We start from the raw sequence: 25,246 nt of genomic DNA, 5'->3' as shown, positions 1-25,246 counted from the left end.
TCCGCCCGGCAGCGGCTTCATCTACTTCAGGCCGAAGGCCCGGGTGATGGTCTGATCGACCGCGGCACCCTTGCCGTCCTCCGCATGCGCCCGCAGGCTGACAAAGCCACTCCGCGGCGCATCGAGCCGCGTCGTCCAGCCCTGAGCAGTACTACGGAGCGCCGCCTTCTGCCACGTCTTGCCATCGTCATAAGAGATGTCGAGCGAAGGCTGACGCAGCCCCGCGGCCGTCGAGCTGACCGACCACTTCGGCGAGATGGTCAGGTCGTCATGCCGCCCGGCCTTGCCGTCGACATCCGTGTCGATCGCATAGTCGAGCTGGATCAACGACACCGGCGCAGCATCCGCGGTCGAAGCGGAGTCGAACGTCCACTCCGTCCGAGTCGCCGTCGAGTACGGGCTCGGGTAGGTCCCCCGCGTGTTGTCGACGACCATCCGATACGGCTGCGACTCCGGCTTGAGGCCACTCACCGTCAGCTGATCGCGGTCGGCCTCACCAACCAGGGTCGACCCCTGGTACAGGCTCAGCTTCTGGGTGAGGTCGAAGTTGCCGAACGCGGTACCGGTGTGGTTTCCGCCGCCGTCGCTCCAGCCCGGCGCGACCATCGCGAGCCCGTCCTGCAGCCGGACCGGCGACAGCCCCTTGCTCAACCGCGGCCGCTGGATCGGTCCGAACCACTGCACATCGGTCCGGCTACCGGCGGCGTACGACGTCCACTCCGGCTCGGCCTGCTGCACCTCGCGGATGATCTGCGCCTGCGCCTGGTAGGGCTCGCCGGCCATCACGTAGTCCGCGCGCTCGGCGACGAGCGGCATCCCGGTCGTGTTCATCGCCGACTCCCAGTCGACGTTCCAGATGTCGAACCGGTTCTCGATCCCAGTGCCCTGGCGGAAGTTCCGGTACGAGACGTTGAGCCGGGCCAGATCGCCCGTCCGCGCCCGGAACGACGGATCGGCGGGCAAGTGATCCCAGTACTTCGACAAGTCGTACGTGTACTCCTGCGTCGGGTTGGAGTTCACCGTGAGACTTCCCCGACCCTTCTCGACGTCGGCGATCAGCGCCTCGCCCTCGTCATGGGTCAGCGTCACGACCGTCAGCGGCACCGGCTGCACCCAGTAGATCGAGTCGGTCCAAGGCGCCGGCCTGCCCACCCCGTCGTTGACCACGACGAGTAGCTTCGCGCCGGCCGCTGCGGCAGCTGCGGCCTGTTCCTCCAGCGATCCGTCGTTTCGTACGACGACCGCCTTGCCACGCTGGTCCTTCGCATCGGCGAGCACCGCGTCGAGCTGGTGCTTACCCTTCGGCAGCGGCGTATCGCCCCGGCGCACCCGCAGGTCGTCGAACGTCTGCTTCGACGAGCTCATCGTCAGCGCAGGCTGCTCCAACCGCCACCGCGCGCCGGTCGTGAAGGTCCCGCTCTTCGCCTTGCCCGTCGGCAGTTCCCAGACGCTGTCGTAGCTCCCGTCCGGCCACCGCGACGATCCCACCGAGAAGACGTCGCGCCCGAAGTCGCGGTAGTTGTTCACCCGTACTTCGCCGAGCGTCGTCGCCTGCGGAGCCGCCACCGTGAGCTGCTTCGCCTTGCGGGCGTCGTAGGTCACCGTGCGGTCCTTGTCGAGGTGGATGTCGAGCAGAGTCAGTACTGCGAGTCCGCGCGACGACGGCCCGTGCGTACCCTCGACATCGGTGGTGAGCCAGGTGGTGTAGTCGCCAGGCGGCAGGCTGATCGTCGCACCGCCCTCCTCGACGACGAACTGCCCATAGCTCGTGCCACCGATCAGGATGGCGTCGCCGGCCAGCGGACGACCGCTGCGGTCCTTGGCGTCGAGAGTCAGGTCGTACCGCTCGCCTTCACGGCCGATACCGATCATCGTGCCCAGCTGCGTGCCGTCGGACTTCTTGGCGATCAGCTGGCCGGACAGTTGCCGGTCAACCGGCGCGACGTCGACCTTGGCGGTCAGCGTGACAGTGGCCGTCCCATGCGCGGGCACAGTCACCGCCGGGCTCGACAGCGCGAACAGGCCGGCCGGTGCGTCCGCGACCTTGGTGCTGAGGTCGAGGGTGACCGGTGCGTCACCGGTGTTGGTGTAGGTCACCACGTTGTCGACGACCTTGCCCGGCTCGACCGGCCAGGCGAAGTGGCCGGAGTACGCGCTCGAGGTCGCGAAGACGGTCGCCTTGCTCGTGGCAGCGATGTCCAGCCGCCCGTTGCCACCCTGGTAGGGGTTGTAGGCAGGGGTCGGCTTCGCAGTACTGACGATCGCGGCCTTGAGCTGCTGGCCGGTCCAGTCCGGGTGCTGCGCGGCTAGCAGCGCGACCGCGCCCGCGACGTGCGGCGTCGCCATCGAAGTACCGCTCATCAGCTGGTACGAACCGCTTCCTTCCGGCGAGTACTGCGACCGCGCGGCGAGGATGTCGACGCCCGGCGCGGTGATGTCAGGCTTGAGCCCGCCATCACCGACGCGCGGACCCCAGCTCGAGAAGTCGGCGAGCTGGTCGGCACCGTCGACAGCGCCAACGGTCAGCGCGGCCTCCGCGATGCCCGGCGCGCTGGCGGTGTAGTACCCCGGACCAGCGTTGCCTGCGGCAACAGTGAAGAGCGCGCCGGTCTCGGCGGACAACTCGTTGAGCGACTGGCTGATCGGATCGGTACCGTCGGTCGGCCCGCCGCCGAGGCTCATGCTGACGACCTTGGCGTGCTGATCGCGCGCGGCCCACTCCATCCCGGCGATGATCCAGGACTCCTGGCCGCTGCCCTCGTTGTCGAGCACCTTGCCGATGTGCAGCCGGGCCCCCGGCGCGACGCCGCGCTCGACCCCGCCCGACGCATCGCCAGTGCCGGCGATCGTGGAGGCGACATGGGTGCCGTGGCCGTGCCGGTCGGTGACGTCGAGGCCGGGCACGAAGCTGGTCGACGCGGTCACCCGGTCATCGAGGTCGGGGTGCTGCAGGTCGACGCCGGTGTCCAGTACTGCGACATCGACGCCCTCGCCGATGTTGCCGCCGCGCCAGACCTCGGGCGCGCCGATCTGCGCCGTACTGTCGGCCAGGTCGGCCTTCAACTTGCCGTCCAGCCACACCTTCTTGATGCCGGCCCCGAACGCCACCCGGCCCTTCGAGCCAGAGCCGCCAGTCAGCGACCGCCAGAAGTCGCCGGTGCGGTCGACCGTGAGCGCGGCGCCCTGGATGCTGCTGAGCGTGCTCTGCTTGCGCGCGCCTGCCGGGACAGCCTGCGTGCGGGCCTTCGCGGCGGCGTCGGTGTACGTGACGATCAACGGCAGGCCGTCGTCGTACCCGTCGGCCAGCAGTTTGGTGACGTTGAACAGGTCCTCGTCGAGCAGCTTCGCCGCGAGGAACCGCGCGGCGGAGCGCGGGTAGACGTAGGTGTCCTTCCCGTCGACCCGGACGTCGTTGTCGACGAGCCGGCCGTCCGGGCCGGTGACGAGATAGCTCTTCTTGCCGTCGGCGCCGACGCTGACCTTGACCAGATCCCCAGTGATCAAGGTGACGGACTGTTCAGCGTGGCCGGCCTCGGCGGCGTACGAGCCGGATGGAGCGATGGGTGGTGCAGCAGCGGCGTACCCGCCGGTCACTGATGCGGCGGCTGCCAGCAGCGCCACCGCCAGGACCGAGAGTCTTCGACCGCGGCCAGGACGTGGAGTCACGAATGCCTCACAGGGGGTCTACGAATGAGTCGCCAGATCGTAGGCCTGGAGTTCCGCCCTGGTTAACCGATTCAGCTGGCCACAATCAGCCGTGTCACGTTTGCGACACCCCGGAAAGTAATGCCGGGTACGGGGTGTCGGGCAGGCCGAGGTTGCGCCAGACGAAGCGTGGGACGCGGGTCAGGAAGCCGATCAGGAACGCCGACGAGTGCTCGATCACCTCGTGGCTGTGCTCGCCGGGGCTGAACCAGACCCAGTCGCCGTCGACCTCGAACGGCGCCGGCGGGCCGGCCATCAGGTACTCCATCTGGCGCGGGTGGATCACGTCGTAGGCGAACTTGGTGTCGTCCGCGGTGACCTTGAACTTCTCGTTGAAGGCGCCGCTCTCGAAGCTGATCCCGCGACCGAACCCCTTCCGGCCGACCGACAGCGCGGGCATCCGGACCGGGAGCTGGAAGCCGAGGACCGCCTCGCTGTGGTTCTCGGTCACCTGCCGGGTCTGGCTGCGGCCTTCGCTGTCGGTGTAGGACTCGGTGCGGGTCGTCTTCCACTCGTGCGTGAACGCGACGAACGGCGGGCCGTTGCCGTCGCGGCCGCGGATCACGTCGGACGTGCTGTGGCTGTGGCCGGACCTGGTCACGCGAGTGGTCTCGAGCAGGCTGTCGTCGACGCCGACCCAGTACCACTCGGGGTGTTGGTAGAAGGTCAACCGCGAGGGCCGGGCCGGCTGGATCCATTGGTCCAACGGCGTCGCGTCGATCGCGTCGGCGATCGCGGCGAGCTGGTCAAGCCACTCGGCGAGGACAGCAGGGTCCTTGCGCGGCGGATCCAGTACGACGAGTTGGTCCCCGTCGATGCTGAGGTTCAGCCCGGGCTGCTTCGCGGCCATCACGGTCAGCCGCTCGCAGAGCTGCGGAGTCATCACGGCTGCGCCGAACGCCTGGTCGAGAGCGCCGACCTTCCACCCCGGACCGAGTTGCTGCGGTGCCGGGACGCTTGTCGCGGTGACGCCGTACCGGAGTTGCGTTTGGCCGCCGATGATCCACAGCTCGGGCAGGCGCCGGGACAGGGTGACCATCCCGACCCAGCCCTTCCAGTGCTCGGAGCCGTACTCGATCACCTGGAACGGCCGGCCGCCGCTCGTCGAGCCGGTGATCTGGTCGTCGGGCTTGCGCACGAACCCCAGTCCGAACGGCGGGTTAGCGAGCTGGGCCACGGCATCCCAGGTCGGGCTGCCGTTGAAGGTCCAGCCGCGCTCGCGGAGCGATCGCACGTAGCGCTGGCGGCGGATGATCGCGTAGAGACCGATGGCGACGCCGATACCGGCTACTGCCAGGACGATCCAGATAGTCGGGCTCACGCACTCCCCCTTGGTTCGCGGCTTGTCCGCGGGGCTCGAATTGTTCCCTATGACGCGGGTCGCCCCCGGCTCAGTTCCGTCAGCATCGCCTGAATCGCCGGGCTCGCATCGGCACTCCGCCGCCAAGCAGCCCGTACTTCGCGAGTCGGCCGGCGCTGGAGTGGTCGCGCCACTAGTCCGTCGGCCAGGGGTGGACGGGCCAGCCGCGGGATGAGTGCGATCACGTCACCCGCCTCGACCAATGCGAGCTGGGTGGCGAAGTCGTCGACCAGATGCCGCACGTCCGGCTCCTCCGGCACATCAGCGAACAATCGCCGAAACCACTGGTGGCAGACAGTCCCGGGCGGACTGGTCACCCAGGCCTGCCCAGCGAGGTCCCCGGCGGTCAGCGGTCGCAGCTGGCTGGCGGGGATGGCGTAGGACGACTCGGCTCGCATCGCCAGCGCGTGGCCGGAGTACTGGGCCAGGGGGTGGGTTCTGCTCATGACGAGGTCGCCGACGTCGGTGTGGATGTGGCGGTGGGTGAGGGAGGCTGGGAGTGGCGGCGGGAGGCCGTCGGCGTCGTGGACGAGGGCTAGGTCAGCCGCACCAGCCTCGACGCTCCGGAGTGCTTGGTCTGGGTCCTGCTCGGTGAGGTGGACCTGGAGCTCCGGAGCGGTCGTGGCGAGGGCCCGCAAGGTTGGTGCGAGCAGCCCGCGGATAGCGGTCGAGAACGCGACCACCCGCAGTACGCCGCGCGGTGTCCCCTCCGACACCGACTGAGCCGCCTCCGCGCACCGCTCCAACGCCTGGAACACCTCGGGCGCCGAGTCGACGATCGCCTGCCCAGCGGGCGTGAGCACCACTCCACGCCCGGCCGGAGCGATCACCGGTACGCCGACCTGCCGCTCCAACCGCTTGAGCTGCTGCGACACCGCCGAAGCCGTGAACCCCAGCTCCTCCGCCGCCCGAGCCAACGTCCCCAGCCCGGCAACCGCGCGCAGCGCCCTCAACGCACCAACCTCGATCATGAAGCCACAGTAAGCAATACCGGTGAAAAAGCATCGCTAGACCGCAGCAATCATCATCGACAACGATCAAACCCATGACCGCAGCAAACCTCTTCGGCACCAACCTCGTCGCCATGGTGACCCCCATGAACCCCGACGGCTCGATCAGCCTCCCCGGCCTCACCAACCTCGTCGACCACCTCCTCACCACCGGCGCCGACGGCCTCGTAGTCGCCGGCACCACCGGCGAAGCCCCCACCCTCACCGACGCCGAAACCACCAAACTCATCCAAGCCGTCGCAACCCAGGCGAACGGCCGCGCCAAGGTCATCGCCGGCATCGGCACCTACGACACCGCCACCACCATCCACCGCGCCCACGCAGCCGAAGCAGCCGGCGCCGATGCTCTCCTACTGGTCACCCCGTATTACTCCAAGCCAACCCAAGCCGGCGTACTAGCCCACTGCCGGGCAGTAGCCGACGCCACCACCCTTCCGGTCATGCTCTACGACGTCCCCCACCGCACCGGCCTGGCGCTCTCCCCCACCACCATCGCCGAGCTGGCCACCCACCCCCGCATCCACGCCATCAAGGACGCCAAGGGCGACCTCCCCGAAGCAATGACCCTGATGGCGACCACCTCCCTGGCCTACTACTGCGGCATCGACGACCTCAACCTTCCCTACCTAGCCGCCGGCGCCACCGGCCTGGTCAGCGTCACCGCCAACCTCACCGCCGGCCCAAACGCCGCCCTCCTCGACGCCATCCGCACCAGCGACCTCCCCACCGCCCAAGCCATCCACCGCTCCCAAATCCCCACCACCACAGCCCTCACAACCTCCCAAGGCGCCCCCAACACCAAGGCAGCCCTAGCCGAACTGGGCGTAATCCCCCACGCAACGGTCCGACTTCCACTCCTCGAAGGACGCCGACTTCACGGCGCACTTGCAGCCAGCCCATCTCGCCACAGTTTGGAGGTCTGATTGTGACCCACAAGGGCGGCCCCCAATTCCGCAGCGAGAGCTCCCGCGAAGAAGAATGCAACCGTCACGGACGCTTCTCCTCTTAGCAGCTGCACCAGGCCACCGACAGTCGCGACGAGGGACAACACGCCGGCGCCGATAATATCGCCGAGCAGGCGCTTTCTGTACGCGAATACGGTCCCGAGGAGATCCGGTGCATAGGCGTCAGGATGGAAGAGATTTCGAGCGCGGATAATCGCGACGACGGCAAGAATGCCGAAGAGTCCAGTCAAGAAGAACCAGGCCATGAGAACGACGCGTGGCGCATCGAAGCCTGCGATCTGGGCGACAAGTACTCCGAACATCAGTACTTCGACAACTGCCATCAGCAACGGCGTCGCCAAGTCTGACAAGGTGGGCACCCTCGACGGCAGCGCAACAGCGCCAGTCATCGTTCCGGCATACGCAGTTGCAACCGCCAGGAGACTGGTAAACCACAGCAACCAGTAGAGCCAGGCCAAACCACTGGGCTCCTTCATGCCTGCTAAAAGACCCGCCGCAACAAGCCCGGCGACCCCTAGCGCGACGCTGACTACCGTGACGTGCAGTCCAAGATAATGGTTCGCGAGGTAACCCCCATAACGCGCGGCCAGTTCCTTCCTCGTCACCCGCGCCATCCCGACTCTTAAGTCATCACCGCCGGCCGAGTCATCGCCTCCGGTCGGGGCGATGACTGCTCTATATGCGTCCTTCCTCGCAACTGATGTCGTTTCGCCACCTCCGCCGGTAGCCGACACGGGATGACAACTCCACATCGCGAGGGTCGAGATGGTGTACAGGAGAAGGAACACGATGACCAGCAGCACATACAGCAAACTGTCCGGCAGGACGTACTCGGCAGGCAACGACGTGAGGGCGACACCACCGATCACCGAAAACACGGAGGCGCCGAAGATCATGAACGAAGCCACGGTCGGGATCCACGCCGGGATCACCGTCGGCGGTTTCCTGAACCAAAGCCACAGCGCGAGAGACCCGGCGATGCCGAGTGTAGTCAGCAGCAAACCAAACCCGAAGGGTCGATCTGGACTGAACTGGGCAGCCTCGTTGCAAGTACTCTGTATAGTTCCGAAATTGCACCTGAAGTGATAGATGTCCAGCACAGCGGTGGCGACCAAGAGCAGGGAAATCGCCGGCCCGATGATACCCACTACTACCCGCACGGCTGACAGCATTGCATCCATGTGGGAGTACGGTGTCGCAGCGAGACCGACAGCGTAGAACATGGCAAGGATCGCCAGGCTGAATGCCGGCCCATTGATGGCAACTGCCGAGAAGGAGTTCCCGGACGCCTCTCCCCCGCCAGCCAGGACGCCATACATGACTGCACTGATGATTAGTCCGGTGATCGTACTAAACAGTACGACCGTCACGGACCTCAGCGTATGAGAGGCAGCGACACCGCCCTCGCCGTCGTCACCACTAGCACCATGGCGCAAAAATCCCAGCAACGCAGTGAACGCAAATCCGGCCAACACCCCAGCGATCTGGGAGTACATCTGGGCCGTTCCGGCGATATTCACAAATGGCTCATAGACCAGCATATTCCCCCACCCCGATGCAGAATAGCGCGTCGTGCCACACCGGACAATATCTCGCTCCCCATGCACAACATTAGATGATCATGGGACACAGATCGCTAACGAAAGAGCGGGTTTGGTTTCGTGCCGATGACGGCCACGACGTGGCCGGCGGCCCTCGTGGGTGAGCATGCGACCAACTGGGCGCACTCTCTATGCGTTCCGGGCTCTGGCGGCGCTACCTACACCTGATGCTCAACAGCATGCGGGTCGCGGGAGCGACGGTACTGCGCTCCCCGTCGTACCGGTCCCGAACGACCAGCCACCCTCGGAAGACCTCGGGCGGCCCGAGGACTAGCCTCCGTCCTCCGCCGTGAGCACGCGGGCGGCGATGGCGAAGGCCGAGTTCGCGGCCGGTACGCCGCAGTAGACCGCGCACTGGAGCAGGATCTCGGCGATTTCCTCGTGGGTGAGTCCGTTGCGGACTGCTGCCTGGAGGTGGAACTCCAGCTCGCTCCAGTGGTGGCCGGCGACCAAGGCCGTCAAGGTGACGACTGACCTGGTACGCCGGTCGAGGCCGTCCCGCTGCCAGACGGTGCCCCACGCGTAGCGGGTGATGAAGTCCTGGAAGTCGGCGGTGAGTGGGGTTCGTGCCGCTTCGGCGCGGTCGACGTGCGCGTCACCGAGGACTTCGCGCCGGATCCGCATCCCCTCGTCGTAGGGATCTGGCAATGGCTCACTCATCGGCCGGCTTCTCCTCGGTCGGGATCCGAGGCGGGACCTCGGTCTGACTTCAGGGCGCGGTCTACCCAGACAGCTGCCGGTTTGAGGTGGGGAGTTGTCCAGGTCTCGGATCCGCCCAGGGTGGAGCGGAGGAGGTCGAGGTTGCGGGCCAAAGCTTCCTGGTCGAAGACCAGGCCGTCGATCAGGTCGCGGGCCAGCGCAGTCGCGCCTCCGGCGAGGCGGAGCATGTCGCGGAGTGGTTGCCACTCGGCGTGCCAGGCACCGGCGGGACGCTCTTGCTCCGCCACTGCGGAGGCGCCGATGATCGCCCCGAGCGCGGGGAGTTGGCGGGCAGCCGACGCGATCAGGACGGACCGCGTCGGGTTCGACTTGTGGGCCATCGACGACGACGTACCGCCGGTTGCCTCGCGTACCTCGCCGATCTCGGTCTGGCTCATCACCAGCACGTCCGCGGCGATCTTGCCGACGGCCGCGCCGACCGCCACCAAAGCATTGGCCAGGCCGAGCACCGGCCCGCGCCGGGTGTGCCAGGAAAGCGTCGGAGCGGACAGCCCGAGCCGCGAGGCGAAAGCGTCCAGTACCAGCGGCCCGTCCGCGCCGTAGACCTGAGCCGTACCGACCGGACCGCCGAGTGAAGCCGGCAAAGGCAGCAGAGCCTGGATCGACTGGACGGCATCGCGAGTACCAGTCAGCCAACCCGCCACCCGCAGCCCGAGCGTCGTCGGCAAGGCCTGCTGGCCAAGGGTTCGCGCGACTACTGGGAAGTCTCGGTAGCGAACAGCAAGCCCCGTCAGCCTCCCAACGATCGCCTCCAGATCTTCGAGAACAACCTCGAGCACGTCGGTCGCCACCAGCATCAGGGCGGTGTCGACGATGTCCTGACTGGTCGCACCGAAATGGATCCAGCGGGTCTCATCACCAACGCCGGCCGACTCTCGCAAACGTTCCACCAACGGGATCACCGGGTTGCCCCCGGCAACGGCTTCCAGAGCCAGCTGAGCCGGATCGATCGAGTGAGCCGGCTCGATCAAGGCAGCCTCGACTTGCGCGGCCACTTCTTCGGCCGACGTGGGCGCCAGTCCCACCTGTATCAGCGCACGAATCAGCGCCGCCTCCGCGGCGACCATCGACCTGACCAGAGCCGTGTCGCCGGTGAGGGATTCGGCGCGGCTCCCGGCCCAGACCGGACTCAGCAGCCCGAAATCCCCGCCCGGCAACTCAGGTCTACCGGTCGCCGACATCGAGGAACACCGTCTCCTGTTCGCCTTGCAGATGGATGTCGAAACGGTAGCCGTCCGCGGCAGGCGTGGCTACGAGGGACGCGCGGCGCGATTCCGGCAGCGAGGCGAGCAAAGGATCCCCATCGAGATCGTCCCCGGGGAAGTAGACCCGCGTGACGGCCCGGCGAAGCATGCCGCGGGCAAAGATCGAGAGCGCGATGTACGGCGCCTGCGCCCGCCCGTCGATCGTCGGCACCGCTCCCGGCTTGACGGTGACGAACTCGTACTCACCGCTATCAGTCATCGACCGCCCGAAACCCCGAAACCCTTCCAGCGCCTCGTAGATGCCGGGCGAACTCACGAACCGTCCGTCCTGGTCCGCCTGCCAGAGCTCGACCAGAGCATCGAGGATCGGCTCACCACCACCGTCGAACACAGTCCCGGCCAGCCGGATCCGCCCCGGCACGGACGGTCCCGCGACCTGTGGCCCAGCTGCGTACGCCAACGCGTCATGGAAGAACGGCCCCACCGTCTGCCACGGCGTCGGCCCAGGCGAGGCCGGTACGTCGGTCACCGGGTACACGTAGCTCACAGCTGCCCCTCGAAAGGCGTCGCCGTCGCGCCATCGAGCACGATGTCGAACCGGTACCCCGTAGCCCATTCCTGCATCGTCGCACTGTGGTCGTAGGTCGCGATCAACCGCTTCCGGGCAGCCTCGTCCCGGATCGAGTTGAAGATCGGGTCCTGGAAGAACAGCGGATCCCCAGGGAAGTACATCTGCGTCACCAACCGCTGCGTGAAAGCCTGTCCGAACAATGAGAAATGCAGATGCGCCGGCCGCCAGGCGTTGTCGTGATTGCGCCACGGGTAAGGCCCCGGCTTGATCGTCACGAACCGATAGTTGCCGTCAGCATCAGTCAGGCATCGCCCGGCGCCGGTGAAGTTCGGATCGAGCGGAGCCGGATGCGCGTCCAGCTTGTGCACGTACCTGCCCGCCGCGTTGGCCTGCCACAGTTCGAGCAGCGTCCCAGCGAGCGGCCGGCCGAGCGTGTCGGTGACGCGCCCGTGCACGATCAGCCGCTCGCCGATCGGCTCACCGACCCCATGCAGGGTGAGGTCGGAATCGGTCTCCCGGACATCGCCCGTGCCGAACACCGGCCCGGTCGACTCGACATAGCCAGGCGGCGGCATCACCAACGCCTTGCCCGGCGAGCGAAGTACCGTCGAGGAATAGTCCGGGAAGAGGTAGGGCGGGTCCAGGGCCATGCCCATCATGCTCGCTTGCGCCGGCCTGGCATCGCGAGCAGACTTCCGTCACATGGAAGGCACCGGTACGGCCGCGAGCAGACTGCTGTCCGTTCTCAGCGTGTTCACCGGCCAACGCCCCGCCCTGACCCTGACCGAGATCGCCACCACCACCGCCCTCCCCCTCAGTACGGCCCACCGCCTAGTCGGCGAGCTGGTCACCTGGGGAGCTCTCGAACGCGGGTCCGACGGCCGATACCGGATCGGCCTGAGGCTGTGGGAACTCGGCTCTCTGGCCCCACGCGGCCTTCCACTCCGCGAGGCGGCGCTCCCCTACCTCGAGGATCTCTACGAGGCCACCCACGAGAATGTCCAGCTCTCAGTCCTCGACGGCGACGAGGTGGTCTTCGTCGAGCGCCTGTCCGGCCGCCAAGCGGTCAAGACCCGCACCCGCGTCGGCGGACGGCTCAGCAGCATCGCCACCGCCGGCGGCCGGGTTCTCCTCGCCAACGCACCGGCCGAAGTCCTCGACAAAGTCCTGACCGAGCCAGTCGTCCCCTACACCCCCGAGACCATCACCGACCCCGCAATCCTGCGCAAGCTCCTCATCGACATCAAACGGCAAGGCGTCGCCGTCGACCAGAACCAGGTGACCAACGGCGCGATCGCCATCGGCGCTCCGATCCGCAACCGGTACGCCGAAGTCGTCGCCGCCGTCTCCGTCGTCGCCAAAGCCGAACCGGGCGCCGCGCGACTCCTCACCCCACTGGTGACGACAACCGCCTCAGCCGTCTCCCGGACCCTTGGCTACAAGGGCAAGCGAAGACGCTCCTAGCTCCACCGCAGCCCGACATAGTTCTCGGCCAGCGTCGTCGCCGCGGCAGGCGAGCTGACGACGTACTCCAACTGCGACCGTTGCAACCGCCGCTCGAAGGGGTCGTCGCCCGGGAAGTTGTGCAGCATCGATGTCATCCACCAGGAGAAGTGCTGCACCCGCCACACCCTCCGCAAGCAGGTGGCGGAGTACGAATCCAAGCCGGTACTCCGTCCCGTCGCATACCAATCCTCCATCGCCGAGGCCAGCACGTGGACATCGTGGATGGCCAGATTCAGCCCCTTCGCCCCCGTCGGCGGCACGATGTGCGCGGCGTCCCCGGCCAGGAAGAGCCGCCCGTGCTGCATCGGCTCGCAGACGAAGCTGCGCATCGGAGTGATGGTCTTCTCGAGGACCGGCCCTTCCTTCAGCGACCAGCCGTCGTGCGCGAGCCGCGACTGCAACTCGTCCCAGACCCTCTCGTCCGACCAGGCCGCCAGCTCCTCCGCCGGATCGACCTGCAGATAGAGCCGGCTCACCGTCGGCGACCGCAGGCTGAGCAACGCGAAGCCCCGGTCAGTGTTGGCGTAGATGAGCTCGTCATTCGACGGCGCGACGTCGGCCAGAATGCCCAGCCAGGCGAACGGGTACTCCCGCTCGTACACCGTTGCCCCAGGCAACTCATCGCGGCAGCTGCCGTGAAACCCGTCGCACCCGGCGATGAAGTCGCAGTCCAGCTCGACCCGCTGGCCGTCGTGGGTGAAGCTCACCCGAGGCACGGCCACATCCACGGAAACCTCGTCGGCCGAGAAGAAGATCTGCCCACCCGCCGCCAACCGCGCCTCGGTGAGATCGCTGACCACACGCTGCTGACCGTAGATCGTGATCGCCCGGCCTCCACTGAGATCGCTCAGCGGAACCCGATGCGACACCCCGTCGAAGAGGAGTTCGATCCCATGATGTGGCAGGCCGTCCCGATCAAGCCCGTCGCTCACCCCGATAGACCGCAGCAGATCGACGGTGCCCTGCTCGAGCACCCCGGCCCGGACCCGCTTCTCGACGTACTCCCGGCTACGCCGCTCCACCACGACGGACTCGATGCCGCGCAGATGCAGCAGATGCGACAGCACCAGCCCAGCCGGCCCGGCACCGACGATCGCCACCTGTGTCCGCACGCGGTCTCCTCCCGACGTCCCCGGAAGAATGCCCGACCGCGCCCCGGAGAGCGACCACCCTTCCGCCAGACGGAAGCCGACTGGCCGGGTCTGAGCAGCCCGGCCAGTACGGTCCTACTTCTTGGCGCCGCCGCCGCGGAGCAGGCCGGTGACGTGGTCCCGGGTTTCGTCCCATTTGTCGGCCGGGAGGGAGCCTCGCAGGACGGAGTACGCAAGCCAGAGCGCGAGTGCGTAACACGGGAGGCCGAGGCCGATCTTGGCGATCCCCAGGGCGTTCAGCTGGTGGGTCAGATACAGCGGAATCTGGATGGCCAGACGGCCGGCGAACAGACCCGCGAAGACCAGCGTCGCGCGGTTGAAGCCCCGGTACATGTCGGGGTCTTTGCGCCACTCGCCGCCGGTCTGGGTGATCACGCCGTAGAGGGCGCCGAACAGCGGCCAGCGGACGACGATCGAGAGGCCGTAGATGAGGAGGTAGCCGCCGCTGAGGATCATGCCGGGGAGGTAGACGTTCTCGGCCTTGCCACTACGGTTCGCGACCCACGCGGAGAACGCGACGCCGATGAAGCCGCCGATGACGTTGCGCAGCGGCTGCTTGCGCAGCAGCCGGAGCAGCGCGACCGCGCCACCGCAGGCGACCGCGACGATCAGGGCCAGCTTGAGGTCGTGGTCGGACGCGGCGTACACGATCATGAACGCGATCCACGGCAGACCGACGTCGAGCAGGGCTCCCCAGCCGCCGAGCGCCTGGAAGAAGTCCTTGTCGGTGGTCGCCCCGGGCCTGGCCGGTGCCCCTTCCGCGGCCGGTACTTCCTCGGCCGGCGGTACTGCCCCGGCCGCCTCGAACTCGGGCTTCAGAATCTCGACGAGCTTCTCGTTCAGGTCCTCGTCGAGCTGGTCACGCTGCGTTCCGTGCGGCTCAGCCATGCGCGGCCGCGGGACGGAGCTCGTACTTCGGGTTGAACATCACCCGGTCCCCGTCCACGACACCGATCCGCCCGGACGCGGTCAGCTCCGATCCCGGGTGGATGCCGGCGATCTTGCGCCGGCCCAGCCAGACCAGCTTGACCGTGCCGGTGCCGTCGTACAGCTCACCCTCGAGCGCCGGTACGCCGCCGCGCGGGCTGAACGTGATCGTGCGCAGCGTGCCGTACAGCGTCACCATCTCCCGGTCATGGCATCCGGTGATCGACCGCGCGCCACAACCCGACGCGTAGTCCTTCAGTACTTCGGCGTCCTGCTCGTCCCGGTCGCCGGCCAGTCCCTTGAAGGCGCGCTTCCACAGCCCCCCGGGTTTCTCACTACCCATGAGCCCAGTGTAAGCCGTTCGTGAGCGTGCTCGGCCGGTATCCGGACATGTCGGTCAGGCCTCTTCCTCGGTCGCTGCCTGGGCACCCGCGGGCAGCCGCAGAGCCAGCGACTCACGCGGCGCCATCGGCTCCGGACCACGGACGACGACCACGTTGCGCAGCGACTGCTCCATCGGCGGCGCGGCGTCCGGCTCGACCGCGGCGCGGCCCAGCACGGTGGCCCGCAGCAGCCAGCGCGGACCGTCCACACCGATGACGCGCGAGGTCTGGCTGAAGATCTGCCCCTCGGGGTCCTCGACCGGTACGACGAGCACGAGCTCGGTCCCGAACGGTCCCTCGGTCTCGGACGCCGTGCCACCCATCCGGGTCGCCTCGGAAGCGATCTCACGCCGCACTTCGGACCAGATGCCACTCGTCTTGGGCGCCGCGAACGCGCGCAGCTCCAGCGCCGAGTCCTCCAGCACCAGCAGCACCGCCTGGACATCACCGCTGGCCTCGTCGACCTGCAGCCGCAGCTCCATGCCCGGCAGCCCGGTGACGACCAGCGCCCCCAGGTCGATCCGGTCCTCGGCCTCGAGCGACTCGGCATCCACCTCGGTCGAGTCGAACGGGCCGGCGCTGCGACCGACCGGTGCGGCCTCCTCGGCGTCGTCAGCCTCGACTGTTTCATCGTCGTCGCCAAAGAAACCGCCAGAGGTGGCCGGCTCGTCGTCGTTCTTGCCCTTGCGACGGAAGATCACTGCTCTAGCCCTACTTCCATAGTCATCATCTAAATCCGCTGGCGGCCATGACTCAGCCAAGGCCCGCCGTAGTCTCGCGCATGCCGCAGGTCAATCGCGTGCACCTGATCAGCGTGTCACACCACCGAAGCCACCCGTCGAGCCGTGGCCACCCTCGCCGCGATCCGACCCGGGCAGCTTCGTCACCTCGACGAACCGGGCCCGCTCGACCCGCTGGATGATCAGCTGCGCGATCCGGTCGCCGCGCTTCAGGGTGATCTCGGCGGCCGGGTCCAGATTGATCAGGCACACCTTGATCTCGCCACGGTAACCCGCGTCCACGGTGCCCGGCGCGTTGACGATCGACACCCCGTGTTTCGCGGCCAGTCCGGAGCGCGGGTGCACGAACGCGGCGTACCCGTCCTGGAGCGCGATCGCGATCCCGGTACCGACCAGTCCCCGCTCCCCTGGCTTCAACGTGATGTCACTGGCCGCCACGAGGTCGGCACCCGCGTCTCCAGGGTGCGCGTACGCCGGTACCGGCAGGTCCTCGTCTAGCCGCTGGATCAGTACCTCAGTCATGGGAGAGGACCCTACCGACGGCGCCGGACACCGGGCGTGCCAGGCTGGTGTCGTGGAGCAATACCGGGAACGGCTGAGCGTGCCAGTGAGCTGGTGGGTCATCGCCACTGCCGCAGTGATCACCCTGTACGTCATCACTGCTGTCCCTGCCGGCGTCATAGCGGGCGCAGCGGTCGGCGGGATCGCCGCTGTCCTCCTGCTCACCCTGTTCACCCGGTACGGCGGTGCTGTGGTCGCCGTCGACTCCGAGAAGCTCCGGGCCGGCCGTGCCGCCATCGAGCGGGAGTACCTCGGCAAGGTCGAGCCCCTGTCCGGTGACGATGCCCGCAACGCGTTCGGCCGCGACTGCGACCCCGCTGCCTTCCTCGTCCTGCGCAGCTACCTGCCTGGCGCGGTACGGGTCGAGATCACTGACCCGCAGGACCCGGCGCCGTACTGGCTGATCGGCACGCGACACCCTGATCGGCTAGCAGCGGCGCTCACAGCCGACAGCGTGGCAAGATCCTGAACAACGGGACCTAGGAGGTAGTCGTGGTCGGAGCGAAGATCGGCTGGAAGCTTGTGCTGATGGCGTTCACCATCGTGGTGTCGCTGGTCGCCAACAAGGCGGTGACGACGGCCTGGAAGATCGGGTCCGGCGGCAAGCCGCCCAAGGGCAACCAGGCCGGCTACATCGAGATCATCACCTGGGCCGTGGCCAGTGGCGCGTCCGCCGCGGCCGCCAAGCGGTTCGCCGAAGACCGTGCGGCCAAGTACTGGCTGAAGTCCACCGGCAGCCTGCCTCCCGGCTACGAGGACAAGCCGAACTCCTGACGCAGCGACTCCGCGACGGGACCGCGCGGGCGGTCGCGAAGCTTCCCGTCGACGTAGACGTCCAGTACGTCGTCGTAGAACGACACCAGCCCGGCGAGCTCCCTAGCCTCCTTCAGCGGCTCCAGGTAGCTCCACAGGAGGCTGTCACTGCCGTAGTAGGTAGCCCTGCCCTTGTAGGCGCAGGTAGTTACCCGGTCGCTCTCCACCAGGTCGATGACGAAGTCTTCCCGCGGTAGGTAGAACCGCGTCGGCAGACTCGTCTCGAACACCAGTGTCGGCCTACTGCTCTCGGCGAGCACCTGCCCGTCCCGCTCGACCCGGACCGTCCGCGAGCTCTGCCGGGCCGCCACCCGGTGATACGGCTCCCGCGGATGCCCCACCAGCCGCTCGTCCTCCTCGTACCACTCGTCGAAGGCCCTGAAGTCCAGTACGACGTACTCGGCCAGGTCGGTGTCCGCCGGCCGGAACCCCGCGCCCGGCAGTCCGTCGACGTCCATCACCTCCCCCGGGCACGAGTGCGCCGCGAAGGGGATGCCGGGATGGAGGATGCCGTCCGGTACCGGCATCACCGGCGCGTCCGACGGCTTCAGCGTGGCGTGCAGCTCGGTGGCCGGTACGGCGTACGAGGGGACCACCCGGCGCGGTTCCCAGACCAGGAGCGCCCTGGCCGTGTCCACCAGCTCGTGACCGTCGTGCCGGATCCGCACCCGCATCTCGGTCGGTTCGTGGCGTAGCTGCCCCAGCCCCTCCGCCCAAAGGTCCCGCATCTGCTTGCTCATACGGCCAGGCTAGGAGCCGCTCGGCCGCCTGCACATCGGTGAGAGCCACCTATTGCAGGACATGACAACGGGACCGTCCCCCCGGAAGGGGACGGTCCCGTGAGTCGGTACGGACTCAGCCGAGCAGGGCGACGATGCTGTGGTTCAGGCAGCGCAGTCGCGGCAGATCAGCTGTCCGTTCTTGCTGTTCGCGAGCTGGCTGCGGTGGTGAACCAGGAAGCAGCTCGAACAGGTGAACTCGTCGGCCTGGCGCGGGAGCACCCGCACCGCCAGCTCTTCGTGGCTCAGGTCCGCGCCGGGCAGCTCGAAGCTTTCCGCAGCTTCCGCCTCGTCCTCGTCGACCTTGCCGGAGTTCTTGTCGTGACGGCGAGTCTTCAGTTCCTCGATCGACTCTTCGCTGGAGTCCTCGTCCGTCTTGCGCGGGGCGTCGTAATCAGTCGCCATGGTGTTCCCTGCCCTCTTCGTACCCGTGGTGTTGCCTGCTGAGCCCTTGAACGGGTAAAGCGGCCGAGAAATTCCGCGATGGAAGCTCTCGTCCCCCGAAACCCTTGACAGACAGGCTGGCAGCGGTGTCAGTACCGCCCCCGAGGCAGGGATTGTGCCCTATCAACGGGCCTTCGCGCGCGTCGGGGTCCACCTTCTGGCCCGCGTGTCGCAGATTGAGACAGGACCGAACAGTCGAATGCTCATTATTGCGTACTAGCGCGCACTAATGAGCAGTTTTACGATCTGAGCGGGTTGGCGGCAGCGAGCGCATCGTGCAGCGCGCTGAACACGGCGGGGGTCGCGGCGATCGACATCTCGGGCGAAACCGGGGCTCCGCCGATCCCGCCGACGGTCGCCCCGGCCTCCGACGCGATCAGTGCGCCCGCACCGTAGTCCCACGGGTTGAGCCCCCGCTCGTACACAGCGTCGAGCCGGCCGCACGCTACGTAACACAGGTCGATCGCGCCGACCCCGATCCGGCGGATGTCGCGGACCTTGGCGATGAGAGATTGCACAACTTCGGCCTGCACCAGGCGGCGGTCCGGGTCGTACCCGAAGCCGGTGCCGACCAGCGCCTTACTCAGATCCGGGCAGTCCGAGACCTGGATCGGCTGCCCGTCGAGGAACGCTCCACCGCCGAGCGTCGCGGTGAACATCTCCCCCTTGGGCGCGTCCACGACCACGCCGGCCACCGTCTGCCCGTCCACCTCGACCGCGATCGACACCGCGTACGTCGGAATGTCGTACAGGTAGTTGACCGTGCCGTCGATCGGGTCGACGACCCACCGGACGCCACTGGAGCCGTTGACGTCGTCACCCTCCTCGCCGAGGAACGAGTCGTCCGGCCGGGCCGCCAGCACCCGGGCCCGGATCAGCTCCTCCGACTCCCGGTCGACAGCCGTGACGATGTCCGTCGCGGTGCTCTTCGTGTCGGCCACGGTGATCGTGCCCCGGCGGCGCTCGACGATCAGCTGGGCTGCCTCGGCGGCGACCTCGACCGCCAGCTTCAACAGGTCCTGGGGGTTCTCGGAGCTCATATGGATTCCTTAGCTGCCGGTGCGGCGGGTTCATTTGAGGTGGGCGCTCCGGGGCGGCGGAGGGCGGGACAGCAGTCGGGGCGGCAGTCATCCCAGCCGGGGCCGAGCTTGCCGAGGCAGGGGCGGGCAGGCTGTTCGCCACGCTCGGCGGCGGCCCGCTCGAGGACCAGGTCGCGCAGCATCGTCACGAACCGCGGGTCGGTACCAGGGGTCGCGGCGCGAGCCATCGGCAGCCGCAGCTTCTCCGCAGTCGCCAGTGCCTCGGTGTCGAGGTCGTAGATGACCTCCATGTGGTCACTGACGAACCCGATCGGTACTACGGCGACACCGGGCACCCCGTCGGCCGCAAGGGCCTCCAGGTGGTCGTTGACGTCCGGCTCCAGCCACGGCACCTGCGGCGGCCCAGAGCGCGAGCAGTAGACCAGATCGGTCCGGCGCTCGACCCCGGTACGCCGCTGCAGCTCCGCCGTGATCTCGGCGGCCACGTCCTGGTGCCAGCTCACGTATCCGTTGCCGTCAGGGCCACTGGTCTCGTTCATCTTGTTCGGGATGGAGTGCGTCACATACGCGATCGCGGAGCCCTCGGGCAGCTTGCTCAGCGCCTCGGCGGTCGACTCGACGAAGGAGCCGACGAAGCCGGGGTGGTTGGCATAGTGCCGCAGCTTGTCGATCCGCGGCGCACCCTCGACCGCAGCGGTCGCATCGGCCAGGTTCTCCCGGTACTGCCGGCAGCCGGAGTACGAGGGGTAGGCGCTGGTGACGATCACCACAGCCCGGCGTACGCCGGCCGCCGTCATCTGCCGCAGCGTGTCGGTGAGGTACGGCTCCCAGTTGCGGTTGCCCCAGTACAGCGGCAGGTCAAGGCCCACCTCGTCGAAGGACTCACGCAGCGCGCTCAGCAGCTCACGGTTCTGGTCGTTGATCGGGCTGCGGCCGCCGAACGAGTAGTAGTGCTCACCCACCTCCACCAGCCGCTCGTCCGGGATGCCGCGGCCGCGGGTGACGTTCTGCAGGAAGGGCAGCACGTCCGCGGGCTTCTCGGGACCACCGAAGGACAGCAGCAGGACGGCGTCGTACGGGGTGGGGTCAAAGACTGGATCTGGCGTCGGCTCGACGGGCATACCCCGATGATCCCAGGCGCACCGGAAATGGATGCGTGTGGTCCCCTCGGCGCGAGTTAGGGTGAACTCGATTTCCTATGCTGAAGCCCTACGTACACCTCATGCGCCGCCCTGGCGCCCGTGCCTTCTTCGTTGCCGCGATCATCGGCCGGATGCCGATCTCGATGCTCGGCCTCGGCATCGTCATCCTGATCGCCCGGGAGAGCGGCTCCTACGGGCTGGCCGGCGCAGTCTCGGCCGCCGGGGTGATCGCGGGAGCGCTCACCGGACCGATCCAGGGCCGGCTGGTCGACCGCTGGGGCCAGCGGTCGCTGCTCCTGGTCGGTACGACGCTGTGCACGATCGCGCTCGGCGGTCTGCTCGTCGCGGTCCGTGCCGACGCGCCGTCCTGGGTGCTGTACGTCATCTCGTTCGTTGCCGGGGGCACCCGTCCGCAGGTCGGCTCGTTCGTCCGGGCCCGCTGGACCCATCTGCTCGGCCGGGGGCGCGCCCTGCAGACCGCGTTCGCGCTCGAGGCCGTCGGCGACGAGGTCGTCTTCATCGTCGGTCCGGTCCTCGTCACGGCCCTCGCCACCCAGATCAGCCCGTACGCCGGCCTGGCGGCAGCCGGACTCCTCGGCCTGGGTGGTGGCATCTGGCTGGCCTCGTTGCGCGGCTCCGACCCGCCAGGACGCGGCAGCGCGAACGGTACCGAGAAGGCACCGCTCCCCTGGCTCTCCCTGCTCCTGCTCAGCATCATCGGGCTGGGCCTGGGCGCCACGCTGGGAAGCGCTGAGGTCGTCACTGTCGCGTTCACCGCCTCCGAGGGCAAGCCGGGCATGTCCGGCGTCGTACTGGCCGTGTGGGCGCTCGGGTCGCTGCTGGCGGGCCTCTGGTACGGATCGGTGCACTGGAAGGCGCCGGTGGAGCGACGGCTGCTGCTCGGCACCATCGCTTTGGCCATCACGCTCGCGCCGCTGCCCTTCGTCGGCAACATCCTCGTGCTGGGCGTGGTGCTGTTCGGGGCCGGTCTGACGATCGCGCCGACGATGGTCGCGGTCACCGCGTGTGTCGAGGAGTGGGTACCGCCCCAGCGGCTCACCGAGGCGATCACCTGGACCGTCACCGGGCTGCTGCTCGGTGTCGCCCCGGGCAACGCGGCCGCCGGACACGCGGTCGACGTGTGGGGCGCCTCGACGGCGTACTGGGTCCCGGTCAGCGTCGGCATCACGTGTGCCCTGATCGCGAGCGTCTCGGTCACTTTCGCCCGCCCGAAGACCCGCTTCGCCCACAACTGAGGTTGACTCTCCCCCGAGGGGAGACAGGAGGGTGGCCGGTATGGACGAACTCTTCCCGATCGGTGAACTGGCCCGGCGGACCGGACTCACGGTCAAGGCGGTCCGGTACTACTCCGACCGCGGGCTCGTTCCACCGACCGACCGCAGCCCGGCCGGTTACCGCCGCTACGACCTCGCCGCCGTCGCCCGCCTCGAACTGGTCCGCTCCTTGCGGGAGCTCGGGCTCGATCTCGGCACGATCCGCCAGGTGCTGGATCAGGAGCTCGCACTCTCCGACGTGGCCGCAGCCCATGCGGAGGCGCTCGCGGTCCAGATCCGGACGCTGCGGTTGCGGCGCGCGATCCTCACGGCGGTGGCCGAGCGTGGCTCGACTCCTGAGGAGCTGAATCTCATGCACCGATTGGCCCGACTCTCCGAAACCGAACGATCGCAACTGGTCGACGACTTCCTGATGAGCGTCTTCGGATCCGACCCGGTGTTCGCGGGCATCCGGCAGACGCTCACCGCTGAGCTACCGGACCATCCGTCCGCGGAGCAGCTGGAAGCCTGGGTCGAGCTTGCCGAGCTCGCCCAGCAGGAGTCCTTCCGTTCCAGCGTCCGGCTGATGGCGGCCGACTATGCGGTCGTCGTCGTGCGGCCCGGGACGCTGCGTGAGCGGTTCGCGCAGTTGCAGCGGCCGGTGGATCCGCGCTGGAACCGGTACCTGGAACTGCTTGCCGTGGTCAACGGATGGGCTGCTCTACGTCATACGGGGTAGCGGGGCGTTCCAGCCTCGGCGGATGGCGATGAAGCGGATCAGGAAGCAGACGACGGCCGCTGCGAGGGTGGTCCAGGGCGCGTCGTAGTGGAGGGCGTTGACGACGACCACGATGCCGGCGCCGAGGAAGGCGGGGGTGGCGTAGATCTCGCTGCGCAGTACGACGGGGACGCGGCCGGAGAGCAGATCGCGGATGACGCCGCCGCCGATACCGGAGATCGTGCCGACGAGCGCGGCCGACAGCGGCGGCAGTCCGTACTCCAGCGCCTTACGAGCGCCCGTGACGCAGAACAACGCAAGCCCGGCCGCATCGAAGATGTTGACCAGGCGCTCGACGCGCCCGATCCCCGGATGCAGGAAGAACGTGATCAGCCCAGCCGCCACCGGCACCACCAGATACCGCCAGTCGACCAACGCGGCCGGCGGAGTCGCGCCGATCAGCACATCGCGGATGAACCCACCTCCGAGCCCGGTCACCAGAGCCAGCACCTGGATCCCGAACACGTCCAGCTTCTTGCGTACTCCGACCAGCGCTCCGGTGATCCCGAACACGAAGATCCCCACCAGATCGAGCACATGCAAAGCCCATCCACTCACCCCCGCACCGTAGCCGCGCCCCGAAAACCAGCGGCACCCGCCACGCCGACCCCCTACCCTGCATGCATGAGCGGACCCCCCGAAGTCGACTACACAGCCACCTCGGCCCGCCCTTCGTGGAGCGCTCTCCCGGCGTCCCTCCGCCACGCCCTGACAGTTGCCCTAGGCACCGAAATCCTCGAAGTCGCCCCCTCGGTAGGTTCCGGCTTCACCGGCGGCTTCGCAGCCCCCGTCACCCTCGCAGACGGCCGCCAACTCTTCATCAAAGCCGCAGACGACAGCCAACACCCGTACAAGGCCTACCAACGCGAAGCAGAACTGGTCCCCCGCCTACCGGCATCCATCCAGGTCCCCCGCATCCTCGCAACAGCCCACGCAACCGCACCCCGTACGGCCGCTGCCGCAGGCAGCCCGCCAGGCGCCGCCACCCGCGGCAAGCCCAGCACCACCATCAGCGGCGCGACCGCTTCCTCCCCCACCCCCGCGACCGAAGGCGAAGCCCGATGGTTCGCGGTTGCGTCGGAGCGGGTCGACGCTCGGATGCCAGGCATGCCCTGGACTCCGGAGGACTTCGCGACGGTGACTTCTACGCTTGAGCAGATGGCGGATGCTCTAACACCCAGTCCGTTCGACGATCTCGAGCCTTTCAGTGCTGAGATCGAAGGGCCCAGCTTTCCGCGGTACCGGCCGGCCGAGATTCTGGCTGGGAAGGAGCCGATGCCTGAAGGGTTCCAGCCGTGGCTGCCTGATCGGCTCCGAGAGCTTCAGGAGCTGGTTGAGCTTTATCCGACGGCGCTGGCACCCACGTCAGCGATCCACACCGACATCCGGCCGGACAACCTTCTGATCGACGCAAGCAACATCTGCTGGACCGTCGACTGGAACTGGCTGTCGCTCGGCCCCGCCTGGTTCGACTGGGTCGGGCTGCTTCCGCTCGCCCACCGCCACGGCATCGACACCCTCGCCGCCGTCAAAACCAGCCCGCTGACAGCAGACGTACCACCCGAGCACCTCGACTGTTTCGCCGCCGTCCTCGCCGTCTACTTCATCAACAGGCTCGACGCTCCGCCCCCACCCGGCTGCACCCCGGAGATCCGCCGCCACCAGCGCCTCTACGCCTGGGCCTACTTCGATTGGCTCGCCATCAGGCGCAACTGGGCGTAGAGCGCCTAGATTGTATACATGAGCAAAGGACCCACGACCCGGTACAAGGTCGAGGTGCAGGACGGCACCAAGACGTCCCGCCGCGAGGACGTGGTGGTCACCGAGGAACCGCTCGAGCTCCGCCTCGAGTGGCCCGGTCGCCCGCCCGAGCCGCTCGTCATCACCATGCGCACCCCCGGCTCCGACTTCGAGCTCGCCGCCGGCTTCTGCCTCGGCGAGGGCTTCGCCGTACGACCGGACGCGATCAGCACGGTCGCCTACTGCACCGACGTGAAGCTCACCCGCGAGCAGCAGTTCAACACCGTCACCGTCACCTTCGACGGCCCGCCTGACCGCGAACCACCCCAGCGGTACGGCATCACCTCGGCCGCCTGTGGCGTCTGTGGCCAGCAGAGCCTCGACGAGCTCGCCGAGCGTCAGTACGACCCAGTCGACCCGGTAGAGGTCCCGCTGGACGTAGTACTCCGCCTGCCCGATCTCCTCCGCGACGCGCAGCCCACCTTCGGCCGTACCGGAGGCCTGCACGCAGCTGGCCTCTTCACCCCCGACGGCCAGAAGGTAGTGGTCCGGGAGGACGTCGGCCGCCACAATGCCGTCGACAAGGTGGTCGGCTGGACCGTGCTCAACCAGCGCAGCCGCAAGGACCTAGTCCTCGTAGTCAGCGGCCGGATGGGCTACGAGTTGGTCCAGAAGACGGTCGCCGCGGGCATCGGCATGATGGTCGCCGTCGGAGCGCCGTCCAGCCTCGCCGTCGATCTCGCGCGACGGTTCGGCGTCACCCTCGTCGGCTTCGCCCGGGGCGAGCGCTGTGTGATCTACAGCTCACCCGACCGGGTCCTGCGCTGACCC

At 67.9% G+C, this 25,246-nt stretch carries 26 protein-coding genes; 8 read left to right on the top strand and 18 right to left on the bottom strand.

From position 1 onward, the window contains the following. Positions 1–21: 21 nt before the first annotated feature. The 3 genes from ABD116_RS31055 to ABD116_RS31045 form a co-directional block, all read right to left on the bottom strand. Complete coding sequence (locus tag ABD116_RS31055) at positions 22–3,666, bottom strand: S8 family peptidase (protein ID WP_343978346.1); 3,645 nt, start codon at positions 3,664–3,666, stop codon at positions 22–24. A gap of 94 nt (positions 3,667–3,760) precedes the next feature. Beyond that, positions 3,761–5,026, bottom strand: coding sequence for a hypothetical protein (locus ABD116_RS31050; RefSeq protein WP_343978343.1), 1,266 nt, complete (start codon positions 5,024–5,026; stop codon positions 3,761–3,763). Positions 5,027–5,073: 47 nt separating this feature from the next. Next, a complete protein-coding gene (locus ABD116_RS31045) occupies positions 5,074–6,036 on the bottom strand; it encodes a LysR family transcriptional regulator (RefSeq protein ID WP_343978340.1) in 963 nt (320 codons plus the stop codon). 74 nt (positions 6,037–6,110) lie between these two features. Between ABD116_RS31045 and dapA the strand changes: the two genes are divergently transcribed. After that, the gene (dapA, locus tag ABD116_RS31040; RefSeq protein ID WP_343978337.1) at positions 6,111–6,998 is read left to right on the top strand and encodes a 4-hydroxy-tetrahydrodipicolinate synthase; all 888 of its coding nucleotides are present in this window, start codon (positions 6,111–6,113) and stop codon (positions 6,996–6,998) included. On the opposite strand, the gene ABD116_RS31035 is transcribed toward dapA, so the two are convergent. The 5 genes from ABD116_RS31035 to pcaH form a co-directional block, all read right to left on the bottom strand. After that, positions 6,950–8,581: a hypothetical protein gene (locus tag ABD116_RS31035; RefSeq protein ID WP_343978334.1), complete on the bottom strand. Its 1,632-nt coding sequence runs from the start codon at positions 8,579–8,581 to the stop codon at positions 6,950–6,952. The genes dapA and ABD116_RS31035 overlap by 49 nt on opposite strands. 330 nt (positions 8,582–8,911) lie before the next feature. Next, positions 8,912–9,301, bottom strand: a complete 390-nt coding sequence (pcaC, locus tag ABD116_RS31030) for a 4-carboxymuconolactone decarboxylase (RefSeq protein ID WP_343978331.1) — start codon at positions 9,299–9,301, stop codon at positions 8,912–8,914. Next, positions 9,298–10,542, bottom strand: a complete 1,245-nt coding sequence (locus ABD116_RS31025; RefSeq protein WP_343978328.1) for a lyase family protein — start codon at positions 10,540–10,542, stop codon at positions 9,298–9,300. The genes pcaC and ABD116_RS31025 overlap by 4 nt, the downstream gene beginning before the upstream one ends. After that, positions 10,526–11,113, bottom strand: coding sequence for a protocatechuate 3,4-dioxygenase subunit alpha (pcaG, locus tag ABD116_RS31020; protein ID WP_343978325.1), 588 nt, complete (start codon positions 11,111–11,113; stop codon positions 10,526–10,528). Before pcaG ends, ABD116_RS31025 begins: the two co-directional genes overlap by 17 nt. Further along, positions 11,110–11,787 (bottom strand): protocatechuate 3,4-dioxygenase subunit beta, encoded by a 678-nt coding sequence (gene pcaH / locus ABD116_RS31015; protein WP_343978322.1) that lies wholly within the window; start codon positions 11,785–11,787, stop codon positions 11,110–11,112. Before pcaH ends, pcaG begins: the two co-directional genes overlap by 4 nt. Between pcaH and ABD116_RS31010 the strand changes: the two genes are divergently transcribed. Beyond that, a complete protein-coding gene (locus tag ABD116_RS31010) occupies positions 11,786–12,601 on the top strand; it encodes an IclR family transcriptional regulator (protein WP_343978320.1) in 816 nt (271 codons plus the stop codon). The two genes, pcaH and ABD116_RS31010, sit on opposite strands and share 2 nt — an antisense overlap. Here ABD116_RS31010 and ABD116_RS31005 read toward each other — a convergent pair. The 5 genes from ABD116_RS31005 to dut form a co-directional block, all read right to left on the bottom strand. Then, on the bottom strand, positions 12,598–13,755 hold the full coding sequence (locus tag ABD116_RS31005) for a 4-hydroxybenzoate 3-monooxygenase (RefSeq protein WP_343978317.1): 1,158 nt from the start codon (positions 13,753–13,755) through the stop codon (positions 12,598–12,600). The genes ABD116_RS31010 and ABD116_RS31005 overlap by 4 nt on opposite strands. Positions 13,756–13,869: 114 nt before the next feature. After that, positions 13,870–14,682, bottom strand: coding sequence for a DUF3159 domain-containing protein (locus ABD116_RS31000; RefSeq protein WP_343978314.1), 813 nt, complete (start codon positions 14,680–14,682; stop codon positions 13,870–13,872). Continuing rightward, on the bottom strand, positions 14,675–15,064 hold the full coding sequence (locus tag ABD116_RS30995; protein WP_343978312.1) for an OB-fold nucleic acid binding domain-containing protein: 390 nt from the start codon (positions 15,062–15,064) through the stop codon (positions 14,675–14,677). The genes ABD116_RS31000 and ABD116_RS30995 overlap by 8 nt, the downstream gene beginning before the upstream one ends. Before the next feature lie 54 nt (positions 15,065–15,118). Beyond that, positions 15,119–15,805, bottom strand: a complete 687-nt coding sequence (locus tag ABD116_RS30990; RefSeq protein WP_343978309.1) for a DUF3710 domain-containing protein — start codon at positions 15,803–15,805, stop codon at positions 15,119–15,121. A 108-nt stretch (positions 15,806–15,913) separates the two neighbouring features. Next, positions 15,914–16,366, bottom strand: coding sequence for a dUTP diphosphatase (gene dut / locus ABD116_RS30985; RefSeq protein WP_343978306.1), 453 nt, complete (start codon positions 16,364–16,366; stop codon positions 15,914–15,916). 52 nt (positions 16,367–16,418) lie between these two features. Between dut and ABD116_RS30980 the strand changes: the two genes are divergently transcribed. Next, positions 16,419–16,874 (top strand): DUF3093 domain-containing protein, encoded by a 456-nt coding sequence (locus ABD116_RS30980; protein WP_343978303.1) that lies wholly within the window; start codon positions 16,419–16,421, stop codon positions 16,872–16,874. A 23-nt stretch (positions 16,875–16,897) separates the two neighbouring features. Beyond that, positions 16,898–17,179: a DUF4235 domain-containing protein gene (locus ABD116_RS30975; protein WP_343978300.1), complete on the top strand. Its 282-nt coding sequence runs from the start codon at positions 16,898–16,900 to the stop codon at positions 17,177–17,179. Here the strand turns inward: ABD116_RS30975 and ABD116_RS30970 are convergent. From ABD116_RS30970 to ABD116_RS30955, 4 genes are all read right to left on the bottom strand, one after another. Beyond that, positions 17,155–17,958, bottom strand: a complete 804-nt coding sequence (locus ABD116_RS30970) for a DUF427 domain-containing protein (RefSeq protein WP_343978297.1) — start codon at positions 17,956–17,958, stop codon at positions 17,155–17,157. The two genes, ABD116_RS30975 and ABD116_RS30970, sit on opposite strands and share 25 nt — an antisense overlap. Before the next feature lie 144 nt (positions 17,959–18,102). After that, entirely contained in the window at positions 18,103–18,402 is a 300-nt protein-coding gene (locus ABD116_RS30965; protein WP_012921380.1) for a DUF4193 domain-containing protein, read from the bottom strand. Positions 18,403–18,680: 278 nt separating this feature from the next. Further along, positions 18,681–19,481 carry an inositol monophosphatase family protein gene (locus ABD116_RS30960; protein ID WP_343978294.1) on the bottom strand — a complete coding sequence of 267 codons (801 nt, stop codon included), beginning with the start codon at positions 19,479–19,481 and terminating at the stop codon, positions 18,681–18,683. Beyond that, on the bottom strand, positions 19,478–20,602 hold the full coding sequence (locus ABD116_RS30955; RefSeq protein ID WP_343978292.1) for a ferrochelatase: 1,125 nt from the start codon (positions 20,600–20,602) through the stop codon (positions 19,478–19,480). Before ABD116_RS30955 ends, ABD116_RS30960 begins: the two co-directional genes overlap by 4 nt. Before the next feature lie 77 nt (positions 20,603–20,679). On the opposite strand from ABD116_RS30955, the gene ABD116_RS30950 reads away from it, so the two are divergent. Together ABD116_RS30950 and ABD116_RS30945 are read left to right on the top strand one after the other, a co-directional pair. After that, entirely contained in the window at positions 20,680–21,879 is a 1,200-nt protein-coding gene (locus ABD116_RS30950; protein WP_343978289.1) for an MFS transporter, read from the top strand. 40 nt (positions 21,880–21,919) lie between these two features. After that, a complete protein-coding gene (locus ABD116_RS30945; protein ID WP_343978286.1) occupies positions 21,920–22,636 on the top strand; it encodes a MerR family transcriptional regulator in 717 nt (238 codons plus the stop codon). On the opposite strand, the gene ABD116_RS30940 is transcribed toward ABD116_RS30945, so the two are convergent. Then, on the bottom strand, positions 22,619–23,233 hold the full coding sequence (locus ABD116_RS30940; RefSeq protein WP_343978283.1) for a trimeric intracellular cation channel family protein: 615 nt from the start codon (positions 23,231–23,233) through the stop codon (positions 22,619–22,621). The two genes, ABD116_RS30945 and ABD116_RS30940, sit on opposite strands and share 18 nt — an antisense overlap. 66 nt (positions 23,234–23,299) lie before the next feature. Here ABD116_RS30940 and ABD116_RS30935 point away from each other — a divergent pair, with 66 nt between their 5' ends. Together ABD116_RS30935 and fdhD are read left to right on the top strand one after the other, a co-directional pair. Then, a complete protein-coding gene (locus ABD116_RS30935; RefSeq protein WP_343978280.1) occupies positions 23,300–24,397 on the top strand; it encodes a phosphotransferase in 1,098 nt (365 codons plus the stop codon). Positions 24,398–24,415: 18 nt separating this feature from the next. Beyond that, complete coding sequence (gene fdhD / locus ABD116_RS30930; protein ID WP_343978277.1) at positions 24,416–25,243, top strand: formate dehydrogenase accessory sulfurtransferase FdhD; 828 nt, start codon at positions 24,416–24,418, stop codon at positions 25,241–25,243. The last annotated feature ends 3 nt before the right edge of the window (positions 25,244–25,246 follow it).

The sequence above is a fragment of the Kribbella koreensis genome, from assembly GCF_039525325.1.
GTDB lineage: Bacteria > Actinomycetota > Actinomycetes > Propionibacteriales > Kribbellaceae > Kribbella > Kribbella koreensis.
This window is presented reverse-complemented; position numbering and strand designations above follow the sequence as displayed.

Excerpts from the sequence above, each read along its gene's own strand:
- ABD116_RS31045 (WP_343978340.1), bottom strand. The coding sequence starts at position 6,036 with ATGATCGAGGTTGGTGCGTTGAGGGCGCTGCGCGCGGTTGCCGGGCTG.
- dapA (WP_343978337.1), top strand. The coding sequence starts at position 6,111 with ATGACCGCAGCAAACCTCTTCGGCACCAACCTCGTCGCCATGGTGACC.
- ABD116_RS31035 (WP_343978334.1), bottom strand. The coding sequence starts at position 8,581 with ATGCTGGTCTATGAGCCATTTGTGAATATCGCCGGAACGGCCCAGATG.
- pcaC (WP_343978331.1), bottom strand. The coding sequence starts at position 9,301 with ATGAGTGAGCCATTGCCAGATCCCTACGACGAGGGGATGCGGATCCGG.
- ABD116_RS31025 (WP_343978328.1), bottom strand. The coding sequence starts at position 10,542 with ATGTCGGCGACCGGTAGACCTGAGTTGCCGGGCGGGGATTTCGGGCTG.
- ABD116_RS31010 (WP_343978320.1), top strand. The coding sequence starts at position 11,786 with ATGCCCATCATGCTCGCTTGCGCCGGCCTGGCATCGCGAGCAGACTTC.
- pcaH (WP_343978322.1), bottom strand. The coding sequence starts at position 11,787 with ATGGCCCTGGACCCGCCCTACCTCTTCCCGGACTATTCCTCGACGGTA.
- ABD116_RS31000 (WP_343978314.1), bottom strand. The coding sequence starts at position 14,682 with ATGGCTGAGCCGCACGGAACGCAGCGTGACCAGCTCGACGAGGACCTG.
- ABD116_RS30995 (WP_343978312.1), bottom strand. The coding sequence starts at position 15,064 with ATGGGTAGTGAGAAACCCGGGGGGCTGTGGAAGCGCGCCTTCAAGGGA.
- dut (WP_343978306.1), bottom strand. The coding sequence starts at position 16,366 with ATGACTGAGGTACTGATCCAGCGGCTAGACGAGGACCTGCCGGTACCG.
- ABD116_RS30970 (WP_343978297.1), bottom strand. The coding sequence starts at position 17,958 with ATGAGCAAGCAGATGCGGGACCTTTGGGCGGAGGGGCTGGGGCAGCTA.
- ABD116_RS30965 (WP_012921380.1), bottom strand. The coding sequence starts at position 18,402 with ATGGCGACTGATTACGACGCCCCGCGCAAGACGGACGAGGACTCCAGC.
- ABD116_RS30960 (WP_343978294.1), bottom strand. The coding sequence starts at position 19,481 with ATGAGCTCCGAGAACCCCCAGGACCTGTTGAAGCTGGCGGTCGAGGTC.
- ABD116_RS30955 (WP_343978292.1), bottom strand. The coding sequence starts at position 20,602 with ATGCCCGTCGAGCCGACGCCAGATCCAGTCTTTGACCCCACCCCGTAC.
- ABD116_RS30950 (WP_343978289.1), top strand. The coding sequence starts at position 20,680 with ATGCTGAAGCCCTACGTACACCTCATGCGCCGCCCTGGCGCCCGTGCC.
- ABD116_RS30945 (WP_343978286.1), top strand. The coding sequence starts at position 21,920 with ATGGACGAACTCTTCCCGATCGGTGAACTGGCCCGGCGGACCGGACTC.
- ABD116_RS30935 (WP_343978280.1), top strand. The coding sequence starts at position 23,300 with ATGAGCGGACCCCCCGAAGTCGACTACACAGCCACCTCGGCCCGCCCT.
- fdhD (WP_343978277.1), top strand. The coding sequence starts at position 24,416 with ATGAGCAAAGGACCCACGACCCGGTACAAGGTCGAGGTGCAGGACGGC.